This window comes from Streptomyces violaceoruber (assembly GCF_033406955.1).
Lineage (GTDB): Bacteria > Actinomycetota > Actinomycetes > Streptomycetales > Streptomycetaceae > Streptomyces > Streptomyces violaceoruber.
The window spans coordinates 6,865,667-6,888,186 of the sequence record NZ_CP137734.1 but is presented as its reverse complement, the minus strand read 5'-3'; the positions used below and the strand labels follow the sequence as shown (position 1 = coordinate 6,888,186).

Sequence of the window (22,520 nt, the reverse complement as noted above, 5' to 3'; positions counted from 1 at the left end):
CCTGCTTCGGGCAGGGGCCATTGTGCCGCACAAGCCTGTATGGGCACCGTTCGATGAGCCTATGAACGGATCGGCGATCACTCCGGGGCGGCGCGTTTTGGCCACCACGCGTTCCTCAGGGGCACGCGCGAGCGAAAACGCGTGCCCCGAAGGGTGTCGGCCCGCTAGCCGAGCCTCGACTCCAGCTCCGCCACGATCTCGTTGACGCCGATCGCGGTCTGCTCGCCGGACTCCATGTCCTTGAGCTGGACCACTCCCTCGGCGAGATCCCGCTCGCCCAGGACCAGGGTGTAGCGGGCGCCGGAGCGGTTGGCCGCCTTCATCGCGGCCTTCAAGCCCTTGCCGCCGTAGGAGAAGTCGGCGGCGACGCCGTTCTTGCGCAGCTCGGTGACCTTGGCGAACAGGATCCGGCGGGCCTCCTCGCCGAGCGGGACCGCGAAGACGGAGGTGGCGGAGGGGATGTCCAGTTCGATGCCCTCCGCCTCCAGGGCGAGGACGGTGCGGTCGACGCCGAGGGCCCAGCCGACCGAGGGCAGCGAGGGGCCGCCGATCATCTCGGACAGGCCGTCGTAGCGGCCGCCGCCGCCCACCGCGGACTGGGAGCCGAGGCCGTCGTGGACGAACTCGAACGTCGTGCGGGTGTAGTAGTCCAGGCCGCGGACCAGCTTCGGGTCGTCCTCGAAGACCACGCCCGCCGCCGTGATCAGCTCGCGCACCTCCTCGTGGTACGCCTTGCAGGCGTCGCACAGGTAGTCGCGCAGCAGCGGGGCTTCGGTGAGCTGCTTCTGGACGTCCGGGCGCTTGTCGTCCAGAACGCGCAGCGGATTGATCTCCGCGCGGCGCAGGGTCTCCTCGTCCAGGTCGAGCCCCCGCAGGAAGTCCTGGAGAGCGGCCCGGTAGACGGGGCGGCACTCCTGGTCGCCCAGGGAGTTGAGCAGGATGCGGAAGTCCTGCAAACCGAGCGCGCGGTACGACTGGTCGGCCAGGATGATCAGTTCGGCGTCCAGGGCCGGGTCCTCGGCGCCGATCGCCTCGGCGCCGACCTGGGAGAAGTGGCGGTAACGGCCCTTCTGGGGGCGCTCGTAGCGGTACTGCGAGCCCGAGTACCAGACCTTGACGGGCAGGTTGCCCGCCTTGTGCAGGTTGGCCTCCAGGACCGCGCGCAGTACGGGAGCGGTGGTCTCCGGGCGCAGGGCGAGCCGGTCGCCGCCCTTGGTCTCGAAGACGTACATCTCCTTGGTCACGATGTCGGTCGACTCACCGACGCCGCGCGCGAACAGCTCGACGTTCTCGAAGCCGGGCGTCTCGATGTAGCCGTAGCCGGAGTTGCGCAGCGGGGCGGCGATCGCCTCGCGGACGGCCAGGAACTTGGCGGAGTCGGGCGGCAGCAGGTCGTACGTGCCCTTGGGGGCCTTGAAGGTGCTCACGGAAGGTCTCGTCACATTCCTCGTCGGGGCGCGTCGGGAGCGCCCTGGCCGGCGGCCACCTGCCGCAAGTACGGGTTGGTGGCGCGCTCCTGGCCGATGGTCGTCTGGGGGCCGTGTCCGGAGAGCACCACGGTCGAGTCGTCGAGCGGCAGGCACACGCGTGCCAGGGACTCGAGCATGTCGTCCATGGAGCCACCGGGGAAGTCGGTGCGTCCGATGGAGCCGGCGAACAGCAGGTCGCCCGAGAACATCACCGGCGGGATGTCCGCCGCCTCGGGCAGGCCGAAGGTCACCGACCCCTTGGTATGGCCCGGGGCGTGCGCGACGGTCAGCTCCAGGCCCGCCAGCGCCAGCCGCGCGCCGTCGGTCAGCTCCTTGACGTCGTCCGGCTCCCCCACGGTCAGCTCGCCCATGAGCGGCATGCCGATGCTGCGACCGATCCCCTTCTCGGGGTCGCTCATCATGAAGCGGTCCTCGGGGTGGATCCAGGCCGGCACGTCGTGGGCGCCGCACACCGGGACGACCGAGGCGACGTGGTCGATGTGGCCGTGGGTGAGGACGACGGCGACGGGCTTGAGCCGATGCTTGCGGATCGCTTCCTCGACTCCGGGGGCCGCCTGGTGGCCCGGGTCGATGATCACGCACTCCTCACCGGCGGCGGGGGCGACGAGGTAGCAGTTCGTCCCCCAGGCACCGGCGGGGAACCCGGCAATGAGCACGATCGTCCTTCGTTTGGGTCGGTACGGGTGGGCTTGCGAACGGGTCGCGCCCATGGTCAGAGCCTACCGGCGGTGCCGATTCCTCAGCGAACCCATATACGGTACGGGGCTACACGCCCACGGTCGGCTCATCGCACCCACGCGTACCGGTCGGCACACGAAGACGCATGAGGAGAGAACCCGGTGGTCACCCAGGAGCAGCGGCGGCGTCAGCTCGCCCGGGAGAAGTTCTTGCGGCAGCAGCAGCGACGCACCTCCGCGCGACGCAAGGCACGCATGCGCAACGCCGCTATAGCGTCGGTGCTCGGCGTGATTCTGATCGGCAGCGTCGCGCTGTACACGACCGGCGTGGTCCTGGGGGACGACGACGACAAGACGAACGCGGGCGCGGAGGTCACCCCGAGCGCCTCGGCGCCCAGCAAGGCGCCGGACCCGTGCGACAAGCCGGCCGAGGGCAAGGTCAAGACGCAGACCTGGAAGAAGGAACCTGCGATGACCGTCGACAAGTCGGCCAAGTACACGATGAAGCTGGCGACCACGTGCGGTGACATCGACCTCGCGTTGAAGGCGGACGCGGCACCGCACACCGTGAACTCGTTCGACTTCCTGGCCGGCAAGGGCTACTTCGACCACACCAAGTGTCACCGGCTCACCACCGAGGGCATCTACGTGCTGCAGTGCGGCGACCCCACGGCCCAGGGCAACGGCGGTCCCGGCTACAACATCCCGGACGAGAACCTGAAGGACAAGAGCCTCAAGGACAACGTGTACCCGGCGGGCACGGTGGCGATGGCGAACACCGGTCAGCCGGACTCGGGCGGCAGCCAGTTCTTCCTCGTGTACCAGGACAGCCAGCTGCCCCCGAGCTACACCCCGTTCGGCACCGTCTCGAAGGAGGGCATGACGGTCCTGAAGAAGATCGCCTCCGCGGGAGCCCAGCCCGCGGACCCGACGACGGGCAACACCGCACCCAACGCGACGGTCGTGATCGACAAGGCAACCGTCTCGAAATCCTGACCCCCATCAGCGAAAGTTCGGTCGTGCGGGATGCGGACAGGCCACCCGCCGGTCGCCTATGTTGGCCGAGACGAAACTGTGGACGATGCCCGGGGGTAGCGAAGCCCTCCGCCGGCATCATGTGGAGGAGGCGCTGTGAGCAGCGACCCGTGGGGCCGCGTCGATGAGACGGGGACCGTGTACGTGCGTACGGCCGACGGCGAGAAGGTCGTCGGATCCTGGCAGGCAGGCTCCCCCGAGGAGGCACTGGCCTACTTCGAACGCAAGTACGAAGGCCTGGTTGTCGAGATCGGCCTCCTCGAGAAGCGGGTGAAGACCACCGACCTGTCGGCCAAGGACGCCCAGACCGCCGTCGACCACCTGCGCGAGCAGGTGGACGCGCACCACGCGGTCGGCGACCTGGAGGCCCTGCGGGCCCGGCTGGACCAGCTCGTCGCGCTCGTGGAGACCCGGCGCGAGGAGCGCAAGGCCCAGCGGGCCAAGCAGTCCGACGAGGCGCGTGGCGCCAAGGAGGCCCTGGTCGCCGAGGCCGAGGAGCTGGCGCGCTCGGACCAGTGGCGGGCGGCCGGTGAGCGGCTGCGGTCCCTGGTCGACACCTGGAAGGGTCTGCCGCGTCTGGACCGCAAGTCCGACGACGAGCTGTGGCACCGCTTCTCGCACGCCCGCTCGGCGTTCTCCAAGCGCCGCAAGCAGCACTTCGCGCAGCTCGACGCACAGCGCGAGGAGGCCCGGCGGATCAAGGAGCGGCTGGTCTCCGAGGCCGAGGCGCTGTCGAACTCGACGGACTGGGGACCGACGGCCGCGCGCTACCGCGACCTGATGTCCGAGTGGAAGGCCGCGGGCCGGGCCCAGCGCGAGCACGAGGACGACCTGTGGAACCGCTTCCGCGGCGCCCAGGACGTGTTCTTCGCCGCCCGCAGCTCGGTCTTCGCCGAGCGGGACGCCGAGCAGTCGGAGAACCTCAAGCTCAAGGAAGAGCTGGTCACGGAGGCCGAGAAGCTCGTCCCGGTCACCGACCTCAAGTCGGCGCGCGCCGCGTTCCGTTCGGTCAACGAGCGCTGGGAGGCCATCGGCCACGTGCCGCGCGACGCCCGGCCGAAGGTCGAGGGGCGGATGCACGCGGTCGAGCGGGCCCTCCAGGAGGCCGAGGAGGCCGAGTGGCGCCGGACCAACCCGGAGGCACGCGCGCGTGCCGAGGGCCTGACCGGTCAGCTCCAGGCCGCCGTGGACAAGCTGCGCTCCCAGGTCGAGCAGGCGCGCGCCCAGGGCAACGACGCCAAGGCCGACAAGCTCGCGCGTGAGCTGGAGGGCCGCCAGGCGCTCCTCGACCAGGCGCTCAAGGGACTGCACGAGTTCGGCGGCTGACGTCGCCGACCGGACACGAGAGGGGCTCCCGTACAGTGCGTACGGGAGCCCCTCTCGTGTGTGCGCCTGTGCGGCCCGCTACGACGGCCTGCGCGCCGAAGTCACCCGGTACACGTCGTAGACGCCCTCGACGCCGCGTACGGCCTTCAGGACGTGCCCCAGGTGCTTCGGGTCGCCCATCTCGAAGGTGAAGCGGGAGGTGGCCACCCGGTCGCGGGAGGTCTGGACGGCCGCCGACAGGATGTTGACGTGCTGGTCGGACAGCACGCGCGTGACGTCCGACAGCAGCCGGGAGCGGTCCAGCGCCTCGACCTGGATGGCGACCAGGAAGACCGAGGACTGGGTGGGCGCCCACTCGACCTCGAGGATGCGCTCCGGCTCGCGGGAGAGCGAGTCCACGTTCACGCAGTCGCTGCGGTGGACGGAGACGCCGCTGCCGCGGGTGACGAAGCCGATGATCGGGTCGCCGGGCACGGGCGTGCAGCAGCGGGCCAGCTTGACCCACACGTCCTCGACGCCCTTGACGACCACGCCCGGGTCGGCGTTGGCCCGGCGCTTGCGGCCGCGGCCGCGGGACGGCGGGACCGACTCGTCGATCTCCTCGGTGGCGGCCTCCTCGCCGCCGAGCGCCTGGACCAGCTTCTGCACGATGTTCGGCGCGGAGACGTGGCCCTCGCCGATCGCCGCGTACAGCGCGGAGATGTCCGAGTACCGCATCTCGTGCGCGAGCGTCACCAGGGAGTCGCCGGTGAGGATGCGCTGGATCGGCAGGTTCTGCTTGCGCATCGCGCGGACGATGGCGTCCTTGCCCTGCTCGATCGCCTCGTCGCGGCGCTCCTTGGAGAACCAGGCGCGGATCTTGTTGCGGGCGCGCGGCGACTTCACGAAGCCCAGCCAGTCGCGGGAGGGGCCCGCGCCGGCCGCCTTGGAGGTGAAGACCTCCACCAGGTCGCCGTTGTCCAGGGTGGACTCCAGCGGCACCAGCCGTCCGTTGACCCGTGCCCCTATGGTGCGGTGGCCGACCTCGGTGTGGACGGCGTAGGCGAAGTCCACCGGGGTGGCCCCGGCCGGAAGCGCTATGACGTCGCCCTTGGGGGTGAAGACGAAGACCTCGTTGCGGGAGAGGTCGAAGCGCAGGGACTCCAGGAACTCCCCGGGGTCCTCGGTCTCCTTCTGCCAGTCGAGCAGCTGGCGCAGCCACGCCATGTCGTTGAGGTGGTCGTCCTTGCTCTTGCCGGACGACTTGGGGGCGTCGGTGCGCACCTTGGAGGCGCCGGCGACGGCCTCCTGCTTGTACTTCCAGTGCGCGGCGATGCCGTACTCCGCGCGGCGGTGCATGTCGAAGGTGCGGATCTGCAGCTCGACCGGCTTGCCGCCGGGCCCGATGACCGTCGTGTGCAGCGACTGGTACATGTTGAACTTGGGCATCGCGATGTAGTCCTTGAACCGCCCCGGAACCGGGTTCCAGCGGGCGTGGACCGTGCCGAGCGCCGCGTAGCAGTCGCGGACGGTGTCCACCAGGACGCGGATGCCCACCAGGTCGTAGATCTCCGCGAAGTCCCGGCCGCGGACGATCATCTTCTGGTAGACGCTGTAGTAGTGCTTGGGGCGGCCGGTGACGGTCGCCTTGATGCGGGCCGCGCGCAGGTCCTGCTGGACCTCGTCGGTGACGACGGCGAGGTACTCGTCGCGCTTGGGGGCGCGCTCGGCGACCAGGCGGACGATCTCGTCGTACATCTTGGGGTAGAGGATCGCGAAGGCGAGGTCCTCCAGCTCCCACTTGATGGTGTTCATGCCCAGGCGATGGGCGAGCGGCGCGTAGATCTCCAGGGTCTCGCGTGCCTTCTTCTCCTGCTTCTCGCGCTTGAGGTAGCGCATGGTGCGCATGTTGTGCAGGCGGTCGGCGAGCTTGATGACCAGGACGCGCGGGTCCTTGGCCATGGCGACGACCATCTTGCGCACGGTCTCGGCCTGCGCGGCCTCCCCGAACTTGACCTTGTCCAGCTTGGTGACGCCGTCGACGAGCAGGGTGACGACGTCGCCGAAGTCGCGGCGCAGGTCCTCCAGGCCGTACTCGGTGTCCTCGACGGTGTCGTGCAGCAGCCCGGCCATCAGCGTGGCCGGATCCATGCCCAGCTCGGCGAGGATGGTGGTGACGGCGAGCGGGTGCGTGATGTACGGGTCGCCGCTCTTGCGCTTCTGGCCGCGGTGCCAGCGTTCGGCGACCTGGTAGGCCCGCTCGATCTGGCGCAGGGTCGACGTCTCGATCTTCGGGTCGTTGCCGCGCACTATGCGCAGCAGCGGCTCCAGGACCGGGTTGTACGGGTTGGCGCGCTGCACGCCGAGGCGGGCCAGGCGGGCGCGGACGCGGTTGGAGGAGCCGGAGCGGGCGGGCTGCCCGGCGGGGGCGCGGACCACGGGCGCGTTCTGCGGGCGCTCGGCCGGCAGCGGCTTGGGGCGCGGCTGCTGCTCGGCCGGCTTGTCGACCGGTGCGGCCGGGGCGTGCTGGATCGGCCCGTGCGTGTCGTTCTTCGCCTGGGGCGCGCTCGGCGCGGGCTTCGCCGCGGACGCCGAGGCGGACTCGGGCTTTGCGGCGGTCAGTGGCTGGGCCTCGTCTGGCAAGAGGACTCCTCGTGCGCGATCCGGGTCCCCCGGTCAGGCTCCGGATACCCCATGGTAGCGATCCTGCCCTCCAGGATCGCCTTCTGGCCAATGTGAGGGCCTGTGACGGCCGTCAACCCCTGCAACGCCTGGGGCGGGCGCCGGATTCCTCCGGGCCCGCCCCAGCCGTGCGGTTCGCGTGGTTCAGACCGTGAGCAGTGCCTCCAGCGGTGCCCCGGCCAGCGCCGGCTCCAGCCGGGCCCGCCCGCCGAGGAAGCCCAGCTCCATCAGCACGGCGAGGCCGGCGACCTCGGCACCGGCCCGGCGGATCAGCTCCAGCGAGGCCTCGGCGGTGCCGCCGGTGGCGAGGACGTCGTCGACGACCAGCACGCGGTCGCCCGCGGTGAGGTCCTCGGCGTGCACCTCGATCTCGGCGGAGCCGTACTCCAGGTCGTACGCCTGGCTGAGCGTGGCTCCGGGGAGCTTGCCCGCCTTGCGCACGGGGATGAAGCCGAGACCCGCCCTCAGGGCCACCGGGGCGCCGAGGATGAAGCCGCGGGCCTCCAGGCCGACGACCTTGGTGGCGCCGGTGCGCCCGGCAGCCTCGGCGAGCGCGTCGGTCAGGGCGGCGAACGCCCCCGGGTCCGCCAGGAGCGGGGTGATGTCCTTGAACACCACGCCCGGCTCCGGGTAGTCGGCCACGTCACGGATGCGGCTGAGCAGCAGCTCCGTGATGCCGGTCGGCTCGGTCATCGGCGCTTCCCCGAAGGCCGGCCGCGGCCCCTGCCACGGGACGCGGGCTGGTTGCGGGGACCGACGACCGCGGGTGCGGCGTCGTCCGGCTCGTCGGCGTCGTACGCCCCCTCGTCGGCCGCGGACTCCGCGCTCTCGCCCTTGGCGGCCCCCTGGGCACGCTTGGCGAGGACCCGCTTCTTGAGGGCCTTCATCTGCGGCTCGGCCTCCTTGAGGTCGGCGACGAGCGGCGTGGCGATGAAGATCGACGAGTAGGCGCCCGCGGCGAGACCGACGAACAGCGACAGCGAGATGTCGTTGAGCATGCCGGCACCGAGGACACCGCCGCCGATGAACAGCAGGCCCGCCACCGGCAGCAGCGCGACCACCGTGGTGTTGATGGAGCGGACCAGGGTGCTGTTGATCGAGCGGTTGGCGATCTCCGCGTAGGTCCAGCGGGTCTGCTTGGTGATGTCCCGGGTCTGCTCCTTGAGGCTGTCGAAGACGACGACCGTGTCGTAGAGCGAGTAACCGAGGATCGTCAGCAGACCGATCACCGTGCCGGGTGTGACCTCGAAGCCGACCAGGGCGTAGATGCCCACGGTGATGGTGATGTCGTGGATCAGTGCGACGAAGGCGGCCAGTGCCATCCGCCACTCGAACGCGATCGCCAGGTAGATCACCACGAGGACCATGAAGATCCCGAGGCCCTGCCAGGCCTTGTTCGCGATCTGGTCACCCCAGCTGGGGCCGACCAGGTCGGCGTTGATCTTCTCCGCGGAGACGTCCAGGTTCTTGGAGAGGTCCTCCTTGATCTGGTCCGACTGCTGGGTGTCGGTGCCCGCGATCTGGATGCGGAGGCTGCCGTCGCCGAGCTTCTGGACGATGGCGTCGTGGCCGGAGGCCTCCTCCGCCCAGGTCTCGGTCTGGGCGACCGAGGCGCTCATGTTCTTCGGGGTGGTGAAGACCGCGCCGCCCTGGAACTCGATGCCCATGTGCAGGCCGCGCACCGCCAGGCCGACGATGGCCGTGATGGTGATGAGGATCGAGATGCCGTACCAGATCTTGCGGTTCTTGACGAAGTCGTAGCCGACCTCGCCGTGGTGCAGTCGGGCGCCGAGTGTGCCGAGCTTCGACATCTCTCACGCCTCCTTCGGGTCGACAGGGCCGGCGGCAGGACGGGAGGGACGGCGGGTGCGGCGCAGCGGAGGCTTGGCCCCCAGGGCCTTGGGGTCGAGGCCGGACCACTTGTGACCGCTCGCGAAGAACTTGCGGCGCGCCATCAGCGTCAGCAGCGGCTTGGTGAAGAGGAAGACCACCACCACGTCGAGCAGGGTCGTCAGACCCAGCGTGAACGCGAAGCCCTGCACCTTGCCGACGGTGACGATGAAGAGCACCGCGGCGGCGAGGAAGGACACGAAGTCGGAGACGAGGATGGTGCGCCGGGCGCGCGGCCAGGCCCGCTCGACGGCGGGACGCAGCGTGCGGCCCTCCCGGATCTCGTCTCGGACGCGTTCGAAGTACACGATGAACGAGTCCGCCGTGATGCCGATGGCGACGATGGCACCGCACACGGCCGGCAGGTTCAGCGCGAAGCCGATGGTCGGGCCGAGCAGCGCCATGATCACGTACGTGAGGCCGGCCGAGACCAGCAGCGAGCAGACGGCGATGAACGACAGCCCGCGGTAGTAGAACAGCAGGTAGAGGACGACCAGGGCGAGGCCGATCGCGCCCGCGATCAGACCGGCCTTGAGCTGCTCACCGCCGAGCGCGGCGGTGACGGTGGTGACGCTGTCCTCCTTGAAGGTCAGCGGCAGCGCGCCGTAGGACAGCATGTTGGCGAGGCTCTGGGCCTCCTCCTGGTCGAAGCTGCCGGAGATCTCCGCGTTGCCGCCGGTGAGCGCCTGGCTGACGTACGGGTCGGAGACGACCTCGTTGTCCAGGACGATGGCGAACTGGTTCTGCGGGGACTGGTTCTGCGCCAGCTTGCCGGTGATGTCCGCGAACTTCTTGCTGCCCTTGTCCGTGAACTTCATCGTCACGGTCCAGCCGGCGGCGGTCTGCGTGTTGTAGACGGCCTCGGCCTCGTCGACCTCGGTGCCGTCGACCGCGGCGGCGCCGAGGATGTACTTCTGCCACTGGCCCTGCGAGTTCTGGCCGCAGGCCACGGTCTGCTCGTCCGGCTTGGCGCCGTCGCCGGCCTTGGCGCGGGCGTTCTTGTCGGTGCAGTCCAGGGCCGCGTACTGCTGCTGCAGCTTGGCGGTGGCGTCGTCGCCGGAGGCGCTGGCGCTCGGGGACGGGGAGGCGCCGTCGGAGCTCGTCGCGGACGGGCTGGGGTCGGCCTTCAGGGCGTCGCTGGCGGCGCGGCCCTGGCTGGTGGCGCTCGCCGAGGCGGAGTCGGACGGCGTGCCGCTCGCCTTGTCGCCGTCGGTGGCCTTGTCGCCGTCGGTCGCCTTGTCCGTGGCCTTGTCCGTGGCCTTGTCGGTCGCCTTGTCAGAGGCGCCGCCGGTCTCGCTCGCCGAGGGGGTGCCCGTCGCGTTGGCGCCGGAGAGTTCGGTGGCGAGGACCGGACGGAAGTACAGCTTGGCGGTGGTGCCGACCTGCTGCCGGGCTTCCTTCGAGTTCGTCCCCTTGGGGATGTTGACGATGATGTTCCGGTCGCCCTGGGTCTGGACCTCGGCCTCGGAAACACCCAGACCATTGACACGGCGGTTCATGATCTCGACCGCGGTGTCCATGTTGGTCTTGTTGATCGCGGACTCCTGGCCCGCCTCCGGCACGGCCCGGAGCGTGATGCTGGTACCGCCCGCCAGGTCGATGCCGAGACGCGGAGTCGTGTGCCCGGAGGCGAACATGCCCCCGGTGAGCGCCACGATGGCGATCAGGATCAGGGCCAGCGAGCGCCCGGGCTTACTCTGAGCGCTCGCATTCTTTCCCTTTTTAGGTGCTACCACCTTTGTGTACTCCCTCTCGGGCCGCTTCGCGCCCAGAAGGCGTCACCGGCGGCCATCACATGGTGTCCGGATCCGTGCGAGCCGCGCGTCACGCGGGGTGCGCGGGAACCCGTCCCGCGCACCCCGGGGCACGGCTTACTTCGCCTCGGAACCGCCGTCGGACTTCTTCGCCTGCTCGTCCGTCTTCGCCTCGGCGGGCGCGGCGTCGGCCTTGGGCTCGTCGGCCGTCTCGTCGGCGGGCTCGGCCTTCTTGCCGAGGTCGACGGACTTGTCGTCGGAGGCGTCGTCGGCGGAGGCGTCGGTCTCGGTGAGGGAGGAGGCGTCGTCGGGGACGACGTCCGCGTCGGACTTCAGGTCGTGCTCGATGCCGTGGACGATGCGGTTGTACTCGTCGTCGGAGAGGACGGCACCGATCGAGTTCTTGGCGAAGAGGAGCTCCACACCCGGGCCGGCGTCGAGGAGGACCGTGTCGTCGTTGACCTCCTTGACCGTGGCGTACATGCCCCCGATGGTGCGGACACCGGTTCCGGGCTGCATCTCGTTCCGCATGTTGGCGGCCTGCTGCTGCTTCTTCTTCGCCGACCGGGTCATCAGGAACATGGCCCCGATGAGCACGATGAACGGGAGGAGGGTCACGAGACTCACGGGTCGGTACTTCCTTCACACGACCGCGATGGGGAGCGGCCTGATGGTTGGGGGTGTGTACACCGCCGACAAGGGCGGCATCGGCGGAGTCTAGGCGAGTCCGCGCGCATGGAACAACGCCCAGCATGGCACCGGGGTTCCTGCTCCGGCGAATGTGCCCCCCGTGAGCGGGTCGTCACGCCCCGAACAAGTCCGGTTGTCCGTTTCCTGAACTCTGCGAACGCGGCGGGGTGAGGCCGAGGTGCGCCCACGCGGCCGGAGTGGCCACCCGTCCGCGTGGGGTGCGGGCGAGCAGACCCTCCCGTACGAGGAAGGGCTCGGCGACCTCTTCCACTGTCTCACGCTCCTCCCCCACGGCGACGGCGAGCGTGGACAGGCCGACCGGTCCGCCGCCGAACAGCTTGAGGAGCGCCTCCAGCACCCCGCGGTCGAGGCGGTCCAGGCCCCGGGCGTCGACCTCGTACACGGCGAGGGCGGCCGCGGCGATCTCCTGGGTGATCAGGCCGTCGGCCTTGACCTGGGCGTAGTCGCGGACCCGGCGCAGCAGGCGGTTGGCGATGCGGGGGGTGCCGCGGGAGCGGCCGGCGATCTCGGCGGCGCCGGTGGGGTCGATCTCGACGTCGAGCAGGCCGGCGGAGCGGTGGATCACGCGCTCCAGTTCCGCCGGTCCGTAGAACTCCATGTGGGCGGTGAAGCCGAAGCGGTCGCGCAGCGGGGGCGGCAGCAGACCCGCGCGGGTGGTGGCGCCGACCAGGGTGAACGGGGGCAGCTCCAGGGGGATGGCGGTGGCACCGGGGCCCTTGCCGACGATGACGTCGACGCGGAAGTCCTCCATCGCCATGTAGAGCATCTCCTCGGCGGGCCGCGACATGCGGTGGATCTCGTCGAGGAAGAGGACCTCGCCCTCCTGGAGCGAGGACAGGATCGCCGCGAGGTCGCCGGCGTGCTGGATGGCGGGGCCCGAGGTGATGCGGATGGGGGCTTCCATCTCGGCGGCGATGATCATCGAGAGGGTGGTCTTGCCGAGGCCCGGGGCGCCGGAGAGGAGCACGTGGTCGGCGGTCGCCCCCCGCGCGCGGGCGGCCCGCAGCACCAGGTCGAGCTGCTCGCGGACCTTCTCCTGGCCGATGAACTCGCCCAGGTCCTTCGGGCGCAGGGCCGCCTCCACGGCCTGGTCCTCGCCGTCGGCGGCCGCGCCGACCAGCCGCTCGGCGGCGGCCTCCGCGTCGGTCGTGTCGTCCCAGTTCACTTGATTCTCCTTGCCGTGCGCACCGGGTCGGTGGTGGCGGGCGTGGTCAGCGGGCGCGGTTCAGCGTCTGCAGGGCGGCCTTGAGCAGCGCGCCCACCTGCGGCGTGCCCCCGGCGGCCTCGGCCTGCGGCGCCACGGCGGAGACGGCCTCGTCGGCCTCGCGGGTCGCGTACCCGAGGCCGATCAGGGCGGCGTGCAGCTGGTCGCGCCAGCCGGTGCTGACCGGGGCGCCGACGGCGGGGGCGCCGATGGGCTCGCCGAGCCGGTCCTTCAGTTCCAGGAGCAGCTTCTGCGCTCCCTTCTTGCCGATGCCGGGGACGGCGGTGAGCGCCTTCTCGTCCCCGGTGGCGACCGCTCTGCGCAGGGCGTCGGGCTGGTGCACGGCGAGCATCGCCTGGGCGAGGCGGGGGCCGACGCCGCTGGCGGTCTGGAGCAGCTCGAAGACCTGGCGCTCGTCGTCGTCGGCGAAGCCGTAGAGGGTGAGCGAGTCCTCCCGCACGACGAGGGAGGTGGCGAGCTTGGCAGGCTTGCCGAGCCGGAGGGTGGACAGGGTGTTGGGCGTGCACTGCACGGCCATGCCGACGCCGCCGACCTCGATCACCGCGGCGTCGGGTGCGAGGGCGGCGACGGTGCCGCTGACGAAGGCGATCATGCGGGGCGGCCTTTCGACGGGTGGAGCTTGTGGGGGCGGCGCGGGCCCTGTGCGGTGTGCAGGGCCACGGCCTGCTGGAGGCGGTTCTGCGCGGGGGCGCGCCAGATGTGGCAGATGGCGAGGGCGAGGGCGTCCGCGGCGTCGGCGGGCTTGGGCGGGGCGGCGAGCCGGAGCAGGCGGGTGACCATGGCGCCGACCTGGGCCTTGTCTGCGCGGCCGCTGCCGGTGACGGCGGCCTTCACCTCGCTCGGGGTGTGCAGGGCGACGGGGATGCCGCGGCGGGACGCGCACAGGATCGCCACGGCGCTGGCCTGGGCGGTGCCCATGACCGTGCGGACGTTGTGCTGGCTGAAGACGCGCTCGACGGCGACGAACTCCGGCCGGTGTTCGTCGAGCCACTGCTCGATGCCCTGCTCGACGGCGACGAGGCGGTGGCCGAGGTCGGCGTCCGCGGGCGTGCGGACGACGCCGACGCCGATCATGGTGAGCGGCCGGCCCGCGACGCCCTCCACGACGCCGATCCCGCAACGGGTCAGTCCCGGGTCCACCCCCAGTACGCGCACGCGCCACCCCCACTCGTCGATCACCTGTTTGTGCAGGCTATCGGGTGCCACCGACAAAGCGACGGGCCGACGGGTTGTGTCCCCGTCGGCCCGCTGAGCAGGGACGCGTTACGCGTCGACCTTCTCCATGATCTCGTCGCTCACGTCGAAGTTGGCGAAGACGTTCTGCACGTCGTCGCTGTCCTCCAGGGCGTCGATGAGCCGGAAGATCTTCCGCGCGCCCTCCTCGTCCAGCTCGACCTGCATGGTCGGGACGAAGTTGGCGTCGGCGGACTCGTAGTCGATGCCGGCCTCCTGGAGGGCGGTGCGGACCGCGACCAGGTCCGTGGCCTCGCTGAGCACCTCGAAGGACTCGCCGAGGTCGTTGACCTCCTCGGCCCCCGCGTCCAGGACGGCGCCGAGGACGTCGTCCTCGGCCAGCTCGCCCTTGGGCACGATCACGACGCCCTTGCGGTTGAACAGGTACGACACCGAGCCCGGGTCGGCCATGGAACCGCCGTTGCGGGTCATGGCGACGCGGACGTCGGAGGCGGCGCGGTTGCGGTTGTCGGTGAGGCACTCGATGAGGACGGCGACACCGTTCGGACCGTAGCCCTCGTACATGATCGTCTCGTAGTCGGCGCCGCCGGCCTCCAGGCCGCCGCCGCGCTTGACCGCGGAGTCGATGTTCTTGTTGGGAACCGACTGCTTCTTCGCCTTCTGGATGGCGTCGTACAGCGTCGGGTTGCCCTCGATGTCGACGCCGCCCATGCGGGCCGCGACCTCGATGTTCTTGATCAGCTTCGCGAAGAGTTTGCCGCGCTTGGCGTCGATCACGGCCTTCTTGTGCTTCGTCGTAGCCCATTTAGAGTGGCCGGACATCTGCCTGTCTCCTTCGCGTAACCCATCTCCTGCAACGAACGCAGGAATCCTACAAGGACTGCGCCGCCCGGTTCGCGCGCACCATGTCGGCGAAGAGCCGGTGCACGCGGTGGTCGCCGGTCAGTTCCGGGTGGAACGACGTGGCCAGCGCGTTGCCCTGGCGGACGGCGACGATGTGGCCGTCGTGCTCGGCGAGGACCTCGGCGGCCGCGCCCACGGACTCGACCCAGGGGGCGCGGATGAAGACCCCCTCCACCGGCTCGCCCTCGACGCCCTCGACGTCGACGGCCGCCTCGAAGGACTCGTTCTGCCGCCCGAAGGCGTTGCGGCGCACGATCATGTCGATGCCGCCGACCGTCTCCTGCCCGGAGCGCGGGTCGAGGATCTTGTCGGCCAGCATGATCATGCCGGCGCAGGTGCCGTAGACGGGCATGCCGTCCCGCACACGCGCGCGGAGGGGTTCCATCACGCCGAAGAGGACGGCGAGCTTGGAGATGGTGGTGGACTCGCCGCCGGGCAGGACCAGGCCGTCCACCTCGGCGAGTTCTTCGGGGCGCCGCACCGGCCTGGCCACGGCGTCGGCCACGGCCAGGGCGACGAGGTGCTCCCGTACGTCGCCCTGGAGCGCCAGGACGCCGATGACGGGGGTGTCACTCATGGATCAGGGTCCTTACCAGCCGCGGTTGGCGTAGCGCTCGGTCTCGGGGAGGGTGTCGCAGTTGATGCCGACCATGGCCTCGCCGAGGTTGCGGGACGCGTCCGCGATGATCTTCGGGTCGTCGTAGAAGGTGGTCGCCTTCACGATGGCGGCGGCACGCTTGGCCGGGTCGCCGGACTTGAAGATGCCGGAGCCGACGAAGACGCCCTCGGCGCCGAGCTGGCGCATGAGCGCGGCGTCGGCGGGGGTCGCGACGCCACCGGCCGAGAAGAGCACCACGGGGAGCCTGCCCAGCTCGGAGACCTCCTTGACCAGCTCGTACGGGGCGCGCAGCTCCTTGGCGGCGGCGTACAGCTCGTTGTTGTCGTAGCCGCGCAGCCGGGCGATCTCGTTCTTGATCTGGCGCAGGTGGCGAACGGCCTCGACGACGTTGCCGGTGCCGGCCTCGCCCTTGGAGCGGATCATCGCGGCACCCTCGGCGATCCGCCGCAGGGCCTCGCCCAGATTGGTGGCGCCGCAGACGAAGGGGGTGGTGAAGGCGAACTTGTCGCTGTGGTTGACCTCGTCGGCCGGGGTGAGGACCTCGGACTCGTCGATGTAGTCGACGCCGAGGGACTGCAGGACCTGGGCCTCCACGAAGTGGCCGATGCGGGACTTCGCCATCACCGGGATGGACACGGCGCCGATGATGCCCTCGATCATGTCCGGGTCGGACATCCGGGCCACGCCGCCGTCCTTGCGGATGTCGGCGGGGACGCGCTCCAGGGCCATGACGGCCACGGCGCCCGCGTCCTCGGCGATCTTCGCCTGCTCCGGCGTGACGACGTCCATGATGACGCCGCCCTTGAGCTGCTCGGCCATACCGCGCTTCACGCGGGCGGTGCCGGTCTCGGGTGCCTGGTTCTCGGAGAGCGTGCTGGACACGGGTACCTCACTGGGGAGAAGGGGGGTTGTGCAGCAACGAGGAAACGTGAGGCGAGCAGGCCACAGCAAGGGCCAATGAGAAGGCGGTGGATCGTTTTCGTCCCCCGGGCGCTACGCCGCCCGCTCCACCAGGGCGGCCGGCGACTCGTCGTCCATCTCGAAGGCCAGCGGGAAGGGCGCGTGCCCGGCGAGGCGGAACCAGCGGACCTTGCGGTGCTCGCGCAGCCTGCGGGCCGCCCCCACCGCGTCGTTGTGGAAGCGGCGGGCCATCGGCACCCGCCGTACGGCCTCGGCCAGTTCGTGGGCCGCCGCCTCTCCCCCGGGCGCCTCGCGCAGTACGTCCATCTGCTGGGCTTCGGCGAACACGGCGCGCAGGGCCTGGCTCAGCTCGCTCTCGGCGACCTCCCGCAGCTCCTCCTCGGCCTGCCGGGCGGCGTGTGCGGCCTCGTAGAGAACCATGGAGGCGGCCGGGTCGAGCACGCCGGAGGTGGCGAGTTCCTGGGCCACGGACGCCCTGCGCAGCAGTTGTGCGTCCAGGGCGGCACGGGCGGCGTCGATCCGGGCGTGCAGCCGGTCCAGACGGCCCGCCGTCCAGCTGAGGTACAGGCCGACGGCGACGAGGACGACCAGGATCCAGATGAGGGTTGCGGTCACGGGCCGCAACCCTATCGGTGGGCCGAGCGCGTCCGGTGGGCCCCGTGCGCGCCGGTGGGTCAGTCCCTCGCCAGGCCGAAGCGGGCGCGCAGGCCCGTCGCCCGGTCGTCCGTCGCCACCGCCGCCGCTCCCGCGGTGACCGTCTCGTAGACGGACAGGATGTCCGCACCGACCGTGGACCAGTCGAAGCGCCGTACGTGGGCGCTCCCCCGCTCCCGCAGCGCGGCGCGCCGCTCCGGGTCGGCCAGCAGGCGTACGGCCGCCTCGGCCAGGGCGTCGGCGTCCTCGTTGGGGAAGAGTTCACCGGCCGCCCCCTGGTCGAGGACCTGGGCGAAGGCGTCCAGGTCGGAGGCGAGAACGGGGGCGCCGGCCGACATGGCCTCGACGAGGACGATGCCGAAGCTCTCGCCGCCGGTGTTGGGCGCCACGTACAGGTCGACGCTGCGCAGGAAGCGGGCCTTGTCCTCGTCGCTGATCATGCCGAGGAACTCCACGCGGGAGCGCAGCTCCTTCGGCAGGCTTTCGACGGCCTCCTCCTCGTCCCCGCGCCCGGCGACGAGCAGCCGGGTCTGCGGCCGGGCGGCGAGGATCGCGGGCAGCGCCCGCATGAGCACCGGCAGGCCCTTGCGGGGCTCGTCGATGCGCCCTATGAAGCCGATCGTGTCGCCCTGCCACTCCGGCTTGGGCTCGGCGTCGGCGAAGAAGTCGACGTCGACGCCGTTGGGGATGACCACCGCGTCGCCGCCCAGGTGCTCGACGAGCGTGCGGCGGGCGTACTCGCTCACGGCGATCCGGGCGCTGATCTTCTCCAGCGCGGCCTGGAGGATCGCGTACGCGGCGATCATCGCGCGGGAGCGCGGGTTGGAGGTGTGGAAGGTGGCCACGATCGGGCCCTGCGCCGCCCAGCAGGTCAGCAGGCCCAGCGAGGGCGAGGTCGGCTCGTGGATGTGGATGACGTCGAAGCCGCCCTCGTGCAGCCAGCGCCGGACCCGGGCCGCCGACAGGAAGCCGAAGTTGAGCCGGGCCACCGAGCCGTTGTACGGCACCGGCACCGCTCGGCCCGCGGAGACGACGTACGGCGGCAGCGGCGTGTCGTCGTCGGCCGGGGCGAGCACGGACACCTCGTGGCCGAGCCGGACGAAGTACTCGGCGAGGTCCCGGATGTGGAACTGGACGCCGCCCGGCACGTCCCAGGAGTACGGGCAGACGATGCCGATCCTCACGACGCGCCGCCCCGCCCGTCGGCCGCCCCCGGCGCCTTGGCGGGGTCGAGGTCCTTGAGCCACAAGCGCTGCAGCATGTGCCAGTCCTCCGGGTGGTCGGCGATCCCCGTGGCGAAGGCATCGGCCAGCGCCTGTGTCATGACAGACGTCTTGTCGGCCCGGGTACCTGACTCGGGCACCTCGACCGGCGGGTGCACCCGGCCCCGCATCACCGGCGAGTGGTCGTACCAGAGCGTCACCGGCAGCAGCAGCGCGCCGGTCTGCTGGGCGAGCAGGGCGGGGCCGGCCGGCATCCGGGCCGTCTCGCCGAAGAAGCCGACCTCCACACCGGAGGCGGACAGGTCGCGGTCGGCGACCAGGCAGACCAGGCCGCCGTCGCGCAACCGGCGGGCCAGCGTGCCGAAGGCGGTGCCGCCGCTGTGCGGCAGGACCTCCATGCCGAGGCCCTCGCGGTAGGCGACGAAACGGTCGTAGAGGGTCTCCGGCTTGAGGCGCTCGGCGACGGTGGTGAACGGGATGCCGAGCTTCGTGGTGACCCAGGCGCCCGCGAGGTCCCAGTTGGCCAGGTGCGGCAGGGCGAGTATCACGCCCTTGCCCGCGTCCATGCCGTCGGTGAGATGGTGCAGGTCCTTGGGCGCGAAGCCGCTCTTGATCCGCTCGGTGCTCCACGCCGGGAGCCGGAACGACTCCATCCAGTAACGCAGGTACGAGCGCATGCCCGCGCGCGAGAGGGCGGCGAGCCGCTCGGGGCTCGCGCCGGGCACCACGCGCGCGTAGTTGCTCTCCAGGCGGCGCACCCCGGCGCCACGCCGCTTCCAGGCGACATCGGCGATGGTGCGGCCGAGGCGCACGGCGGCGGGCTCGGGGAGCTTCTTCACGGTGCCCCAGCCGGCGCCGTACAGGCCGTCGGTCAGCCGGTCCCGAGCGCTCACTTGGCCGCCTCGGTGCCCTGGCTCTCCTGCGCGGCGGCGTCCGCCTCGGCGGCCTCCCGGCGGACCGTGACGACCCGCTGGACCAGCGTGACGAGGCTGCCGACGGCGACGATCCACAGGGCGATCGGCAGCAGGTACTGGATGCCGGGCACGCCGAACTTGTGCAGCCCGGCGAATCCGGCGGCGACCAGCGAGACGACGAGGCGCTCGGCGCGCTCGACCAGTCCGTTGACGGCGACCGGAAGGCCGATCGCCTCGCCGCGCGCCTTGGTGTACGAGACCACCTGGCCGCTGGCCAGGCAGAAGATCGACACGGCGCACAGCACGATGTCGTCGCCGCCGCCCGCGTACCACAGGGCGAGGCCGCCGAAGATCGCGCCGTCGGCGACCCGGTCGAGGGTGGAGTCCAGGAACGCGCCCCAGCGGCTGGAGCGGCCCAGCTGGCGGGCCATGTTGCCGTCGACCAGGTCGGAGAAGACGAAGAGGGTGATCACCACCGTGCCCCAGAAGAACTCGCCCATGGGGTAGAAGACCAGCGCACCCGCGACCACACCGGCGGTGCCGAGGAGCGTGACCGTGTCCGGGCTGACGCCCCGGCGGATGAGAAACGCGGCGAACGGTGTGAGGACACGCGTAAAAAATGCACGCGCGTACTTGTTCAGCATGGCCTTCCCGACGGTCGGTGTGGCGCCGCGGCCCTTGCTGGCCACCGGCTGGCCCATCGTAGTCACGCGCGCGCCTGGACGGTGGCCGGGCACCCTGAGTCCCCGCCGGGCCGCCGGTGGCCGCCGGGATCGGGTCCTTCGTATGGACGCGGCGTGACGGGAGTGGAAAGCTCGAAGGACCGCGGGCGTCGCCGGAGCCGCCAGTGCACGCGGTCCCGCGTGTCCGCGCCCACAGTGACCTCACCGTGCACGGGAGGCAAGGACATGGGCGACAAGGCACACACCCATCCCGGAGCCGCCGGAAGGGCAACGGCGGCCGACCACCCCGCGTCCGTACGGAACGTGGTGCTGGTCGGCCACTCCGGATCGGGCAAGACGACATTGGTGGAAGCTCTCGCGCTGACGGCGGGAGCGGTGAACCGGGCGGGCCGCGTCGAGGACGGCGGCTGCGTCTCGGACTACGACGACATGGAGCACCGCCAGCAGCGCTCCGTACAGCTTTCGCTGGTGCCGGTCGAATGGGACGGCATCAAGATCAACCTCCTGGACACTCCCGGGTACGCCGACTTCGTCGGCGAGCTGAGGGCCGGTCTGCGCGCGGCGGACGCGGCCCTCTTCGTCGTCTCGGCCTCCGACGGGGTGGACGGCTCGACCCGCATGATCTGGGAGGAGTGCGCCGCCGTCGGCATGCCGCGCGCCATCGTGATCACACACCTGGAGGCCGCCCGCGCGGACTTCGAGGAGATGACCCGGATCTGCGCGGAGGCCTTCGGCGGCGACGACCCCGACGCCGTACTGCCGCTGTACCTCCCGCTGCACGGACCGCCCGCCCCCGACGGGCACGCACCCGTGACCGGGCTCGTCGGGCTGCTGACGCGGAAGCTGTTCGACTACGCCTCGGGCGAGCGCGTGGCCTCGGAGCCGGGCGAGGCGGAGCTGCCGCAGCTCGACGAGGCCCGCTCCATGCTCATCGAGGGGATCATCTCGGAGAGCGAGGACGAGACCCTCATGGAGCGCTATCTCGGTGGCGAACAGGTCGACGTCAAGACGCTGATCGAGGATCTGGAACGGGCCGTCGCGCGCGGGGTGTTCTTCCCGGTGCTGGCCGCCGCGCCCGCCGCCGACGGCGCCCGGCAGGGACTGGGCACGGTCGAACTCCTGGAACTGATCACGCGCGGCTTCCCGACACCCCTGGAGCGCGCGGCGCCCAGGGTCACCACCCCGGAGGGCGCCGGACGCGAACTCAGGATGTGCGATCCGGAGGAGTCGCTGGTCGCGGAGGTCGTCAAGACGTCCTCGGACCCGTACGTCGGCCGGATCTCGATGGTCCGCGTCTTCTCCGGCACCCTGCGCGCCGACCAGACGGTGCACGTGTCCGGGCACGGGATGACCGACCGGGGCCACGAGGACCACGACGTCGACGAGCGGATCGGCGCCCTGTCGACGCCGTTCGGCAAGCAGCAGCGGCCGGTCTCGCACGTGATCGCGGGCGACCTCGCCTGCGTGGCCAAGCTGTCCCGCGCGGAGACCGGGGACACGCTCTCGGCCAAGGACGACCCGCTGCTCATGGCCCCCTGGGAGATGCCCGACCCGCTGCTGCCGCTCGCCATCGAGGCCCACAGCAAACCCGACGAGGACAAGCTCTCCCAGGGGCTGGCCCGGCTGGTCGCCGAGGACCCGACGATGCGCCTGGAGCACAACCAGGACACCCACCAGGTGGTCCTGTGGTGCCTGGGCGAGGCCCACGCCGACGTGGCCCTGGAACGGCTGCGCAGCCGCTACGGCGTCCAGGTCGACGTGGTGCCCCACCGGGTCTCCCTGCGCGAGACCTTCGGCGGCCGGGCGGCCGGGCGCGGACGGCACGTGAAGCAGTCCGGCGGACACGGCCAGTACGCCATCTGCGAGATCGAGGTGGAGCCGCTGCCGGGCGGCTCGGGCATCGAGTTCGTGGACAAGGTGGTCGGCGGCGCAGTGCCCCGGCAGTTCATCCCGTCCGTCGAGAAGGGCGTGCGCACCCAGGCGGCCAAGGGGGTCGCCGCGGGCCACCCGCTGATCGACGTGCGGGTCACGCTGCTCGACGGCAAGGCGCACTCGGTGGACTCCTCCGACGCCGCGTTCCAGACCGCGGGCGCGCTGGCGCTCAGGGAGGCCGCGGCCGAGGCGCGGATCCACCTGCTGGAGCCGGTGGCCGAGGTGAGCGTGCTGGTCGGCGACGACTACGTGGGCGCGGTGATGAGCGACCTGTCCGGGCGGCGCGGCAAGGTGCTGGGCACCGAGCAGACCAGCGGCGGCCGGACCCTGATCAGGGCCGAGGTGCCCGAGATCGAGATCGGCCGCTACGCCGTGGACCTGCGCTCCCTCTCGCACGGCACCGCTCGCTTCGACCGCCGCTACGCACGGCACGAACCGATGCCGGCGCAGGTCGCGGACCGGCTGCGCGAGGAGGTGCGGGTCGCGTCCTAGAAGTGGTGCGGGGCTGTGTCCCGACGGAGCGCGGGGCCCCGGTGCGCGGTCCGGCCGCACCGGGGCCCGCGCCCCGCACCGGGAGGCCGCCCGCCCCGGCGTACGACGGCGCGCCCGGCGGTCAACCCGGGCGCGCGGGGGCGCCTTTGGCCGTCCCGTGACGTACGACGGTCCCGGCGGATACGCTGATGACCAGATCAACAGGTGTGCGGGGCA

General features: G+C 71.2%; 20 protein-coding genes. 3 read left to right on the top strand and 17 right to left on the bottom strand.

All coding sequences use genetic code 11. The features are described from left to right. Nucleotides 1–164: 164 nt before the first annotated feature. The gene (hisS, locus tag R2E43_RS30895; protein ID WP_016325801.1) at nucleotides 165–1,427 is read right to left on the bottom strand and encodes a histidine--tRNA ligase; all 1,263 of its coding nucleotides are present in this window, start codon (nucleotides 1,425–1,427) and stop codon (nucleotides 165–167) included. Between the two features lie 11 nt (nucleotides 1,428–1,438). Continuing rightward, entirely contained in the window at nucleotides 1,439–2,146 is a 708-nt protein-coding gene (locus tag R2E43_RS30890; protein ID WP_003977317.1) for an MBL fold metallo-hydrolase, read from the bottom strand. 183 nt (nucleotides 2,147–2,329) lie between these two features. Here R2E43_RS30890 and R2E43_RS30885 point away from each other — a divergent pair, with 183 nt between their 5' ends. Then, entirely contained in the window at nucleotides 2,330–3,163 is an 834-nt protein-coding gene (locus R2E43_RS30885; RefSeq protein ID WP_121716484.1) for a peptidylprolyl isomerase, read from the top strand. A 135-nt stretch (nucleotides 3,164–3,298) separates the two neighbouring features. Continuing rightward, nucleotides 3,299–4,528 (top strand): DUF349 domain-containing protein, encoded by a 1,230-nt coding sequence (locus R2E43_RS30880; RefSeq protein ID WP_016325802.1) that lies wholly within the window; start codon nucleotides 3,299–3,301, stop codon nucleotides 4,526–4,528. Nucleotides 4,529–4,606: 78 nt separating this feature from the next. Here the strand turns inward: R2E43_RS30880 and relA are convergent, their stop codons facing one another. From relA to pgsA, 15 genes are all read right to left on the bottom strand, one after another. Beyond that, on the bottom strand, nucleotides 4,607–7,150 hold the full coding sequence (gene relA, locus R2E43_RS30875; RefSeq protein WP_003977314.1) for a GTP pyrophosphokinase: 2,544 nt from the start codon (nucleotides 7,148–7,150) through the stop codon (nucleotides 4,607–4,609). Between the two features lie 183 nt (nucleotides 7,151–7,333). Further along, nucleotides 7,334–7,882 carry an adenine phosphoribosyltransferase gene (locus R2E43_RS30870; RefSeq protein WP_016325803.1) on the bottom strand — a complete coding sequence of 183 codons (549 nt, stop codon included), beginning with the start codon at nucleotides 7,880–7,882 and terminating at the stop codon, nucleotides 7,334–7,336. Further along, nucleotides 7,879–9,000 (bottom strand): protein translocase subunit SecF, encoded by a 1,122-nt coding sequence (secF, locus tag R2E43_RS30865; protein WP_003977312.1) that lies wholly within the window; start codon nucleotides 8,998–9,000, stop codon nucleotides 7,879–7,881. Before secF ends, R2E43_RS30870 begins: the two co-directional genes overlap by 4 nt. Before the next feature lie 3 nt (nucleotides 9,001–9,003). Beyond that, a complete protein-coding gene (secD, locus tag R2E43_RS30860; RefSeq protein WP_037897924.1) occupies nucleotides 9,004–10,815 on the bottom strand; it encodes a protein translocase subunit SecD in 1,812 nt (603 codons plus the stop codon). Between the two features lie 135 nt (nucleotides 10,816–10,950). Then, nucleotides 10,951–11,460: a preprotein translocase subunit YajC gene (yajC, locus tag R2E43_RS30855; RefSeq protein ID WP_003977310.1), complete on the bottom strand. Its 510-nt coding sequence runs from the start codon at nucleotides 11,458–11,460 to the stop codon at nucleotides 10,951–10,953. Between the two features lie 175 nt (nucleotides 11,461–11,635). Next, complete coding sequence (ruvB, locus tag R2E43_RS30850; protein WP_210984453.1) at nucleotides 11,636–12,709, bottom strand: Holliday junction branch migration DNA helicase RuvB; 1,074 nt, start codon at nucleotides 12,707–12,709, stop codon at nucleotides 11,636–11,638. Between the two features lie 46 nt (nucleotides 12,710–12,755). Beyond that, complete coding sequence (ruvA, locus tag R2E43_RS30845; RefSeq protein WP_011027825.1) at nucleotides 12,756–13,361, bottom strand: Holliday junction branch migration protein RuvA; 606 nt, start codon at nucleotides 13,359–13,361, stop codon at nucleotides 12,756–12,758. Then, complete coding sequence (ruvC, locus tag R2E43_RS30840) at nucleotides 13,358–13,924, bottom strand: crossover junction endodeoxyribonuclease RuvC (RefSeq protein ID WP_093457857.1); 567 nt, start codon at nucleotides 13,922–13,924, stop codon at nucleotides 13,358–13,360. Before ruvC ends, ruvA begins: the two co-directional genes overlap by 4 nt. A 108-nt stretch (nucleotides 13,925–14,032) precedes the next feature. Then, nucleotides 14,033–14,785, bottom strand: coding sequence for a YebC/PmpR family DNA-binding transcriptional regulator (locus R2E43_RS30835; protein WP_003977306.1), 753 nt, complete (start codon nucleotides 14,783–14,785; stop codon nucleotides 14,033–14,035). Between the two features lie 49 nt (nucleotides 14,786–14,834). After that, nucleotides 14,835–15,443: a pyridoxal 5'-phosphate synthase glutaminase subunit PdxT gene (gene pdxT / locus R2E43_RS30830; protein ID WP_093455771.1), complete on the bottom strand. Its 609-nt coding sequence runs from the start codon at nucleotides 15,441–15,443 to the stop codon at nucleotides 14,835–14,837. Between the two features lie 12 nt (nucleotides 15,444–15,455). Continuing rightward, the gene (pdxS, locus tag R2E43_RS30825; RefSeq protein ID WP_003977304.1) at nucleotides 15,456–16,367 is read right to left on the bottom strand and encodes a pyridoxal 5'-phosphate synthase lyase subunit PdxS; all 912 of its coding nucleotides are present in this window, start codon (nucleotides 16,365–16,367) and stop codon (nucleotides 15,456–15,458) included. A gap of 111 nt (nucleotides 16,368–16,478) precedes the next feature. Next, nucleotides 16,479–17,021, bottom strand: a complete 543-nt coding sequence (locus R2E43_RS30820; protein ID WP_011027827.1) for a LemA family protein — start codon at nucleotides 17,019–17,021, stop codon at nucleotides 16,479–16,481. A 59-nt stretch (nucleotides 17,022–17,080) separates the two neighbouring features. Then, nucleotides 17,081–18,244 (bottom strand): glycosyltransferase family 4 protein, encoded by a 1,164-nt coding sequence (locus R2E43_RS30815; protein ID WP_011027828.1) that lies wholly within the window; start codon nucleotides 18,242–18,244, stop codon nucleotides 17,081–17,083. Further along, the gene (locus tag R2E43_RS30810; RefSeq protein ID WP_332056747.1) at nucleotides 18,241–19,176 is read right to left on the bottom strand and encodes a phosphatidylinositol mannoside acyltransferase; all 936 of its coding nucleotides are present in this window, start codon (nucleotides 19,174–19,176) and stop codon (nucleotides 18,241–18,243) included. The genes R2E43_RS30815 and R2E43_RS30810 overlap by 4 nt, the downstream gene beginning before the upstream one ends. After that, nucleotides 19,173–19,898: a phosphatidylinositol phosphate synthase gene (pgsA, locus tag R2E43_RS30805; RefSeq protein WP_011027830.1), complete on the bottom strand. Its 726-nt coding sequence runs from the start codon at nucleotides 19,896–19,898 to the stop codon at nucleotides 19,173–19,175. The genes R2E43_RS30810 and pgsA overlap by 4 nt, the downstream gene beginning before the upstream one ends. Nucleotides 19,899–20,105: 207 nt before the next feature. Between pgsA and R2E43_RS30800 the strand changes: the two genes are divergently transcribed. Next, nucleotides 20,106–22,304: an elongation factor G-like protein EF-G2 gene (locus R2E43_RS30800; protein ID WP_093455773.1), complete on the top strand. Its 2,199-nt coding sequence runs from the start codon at nucleotides 20,106–20,108 to the stop codon at nucleotides 22,302–22,304. Nucleotides 22,305–22,520: the final 216 nt, after the last annotated feature.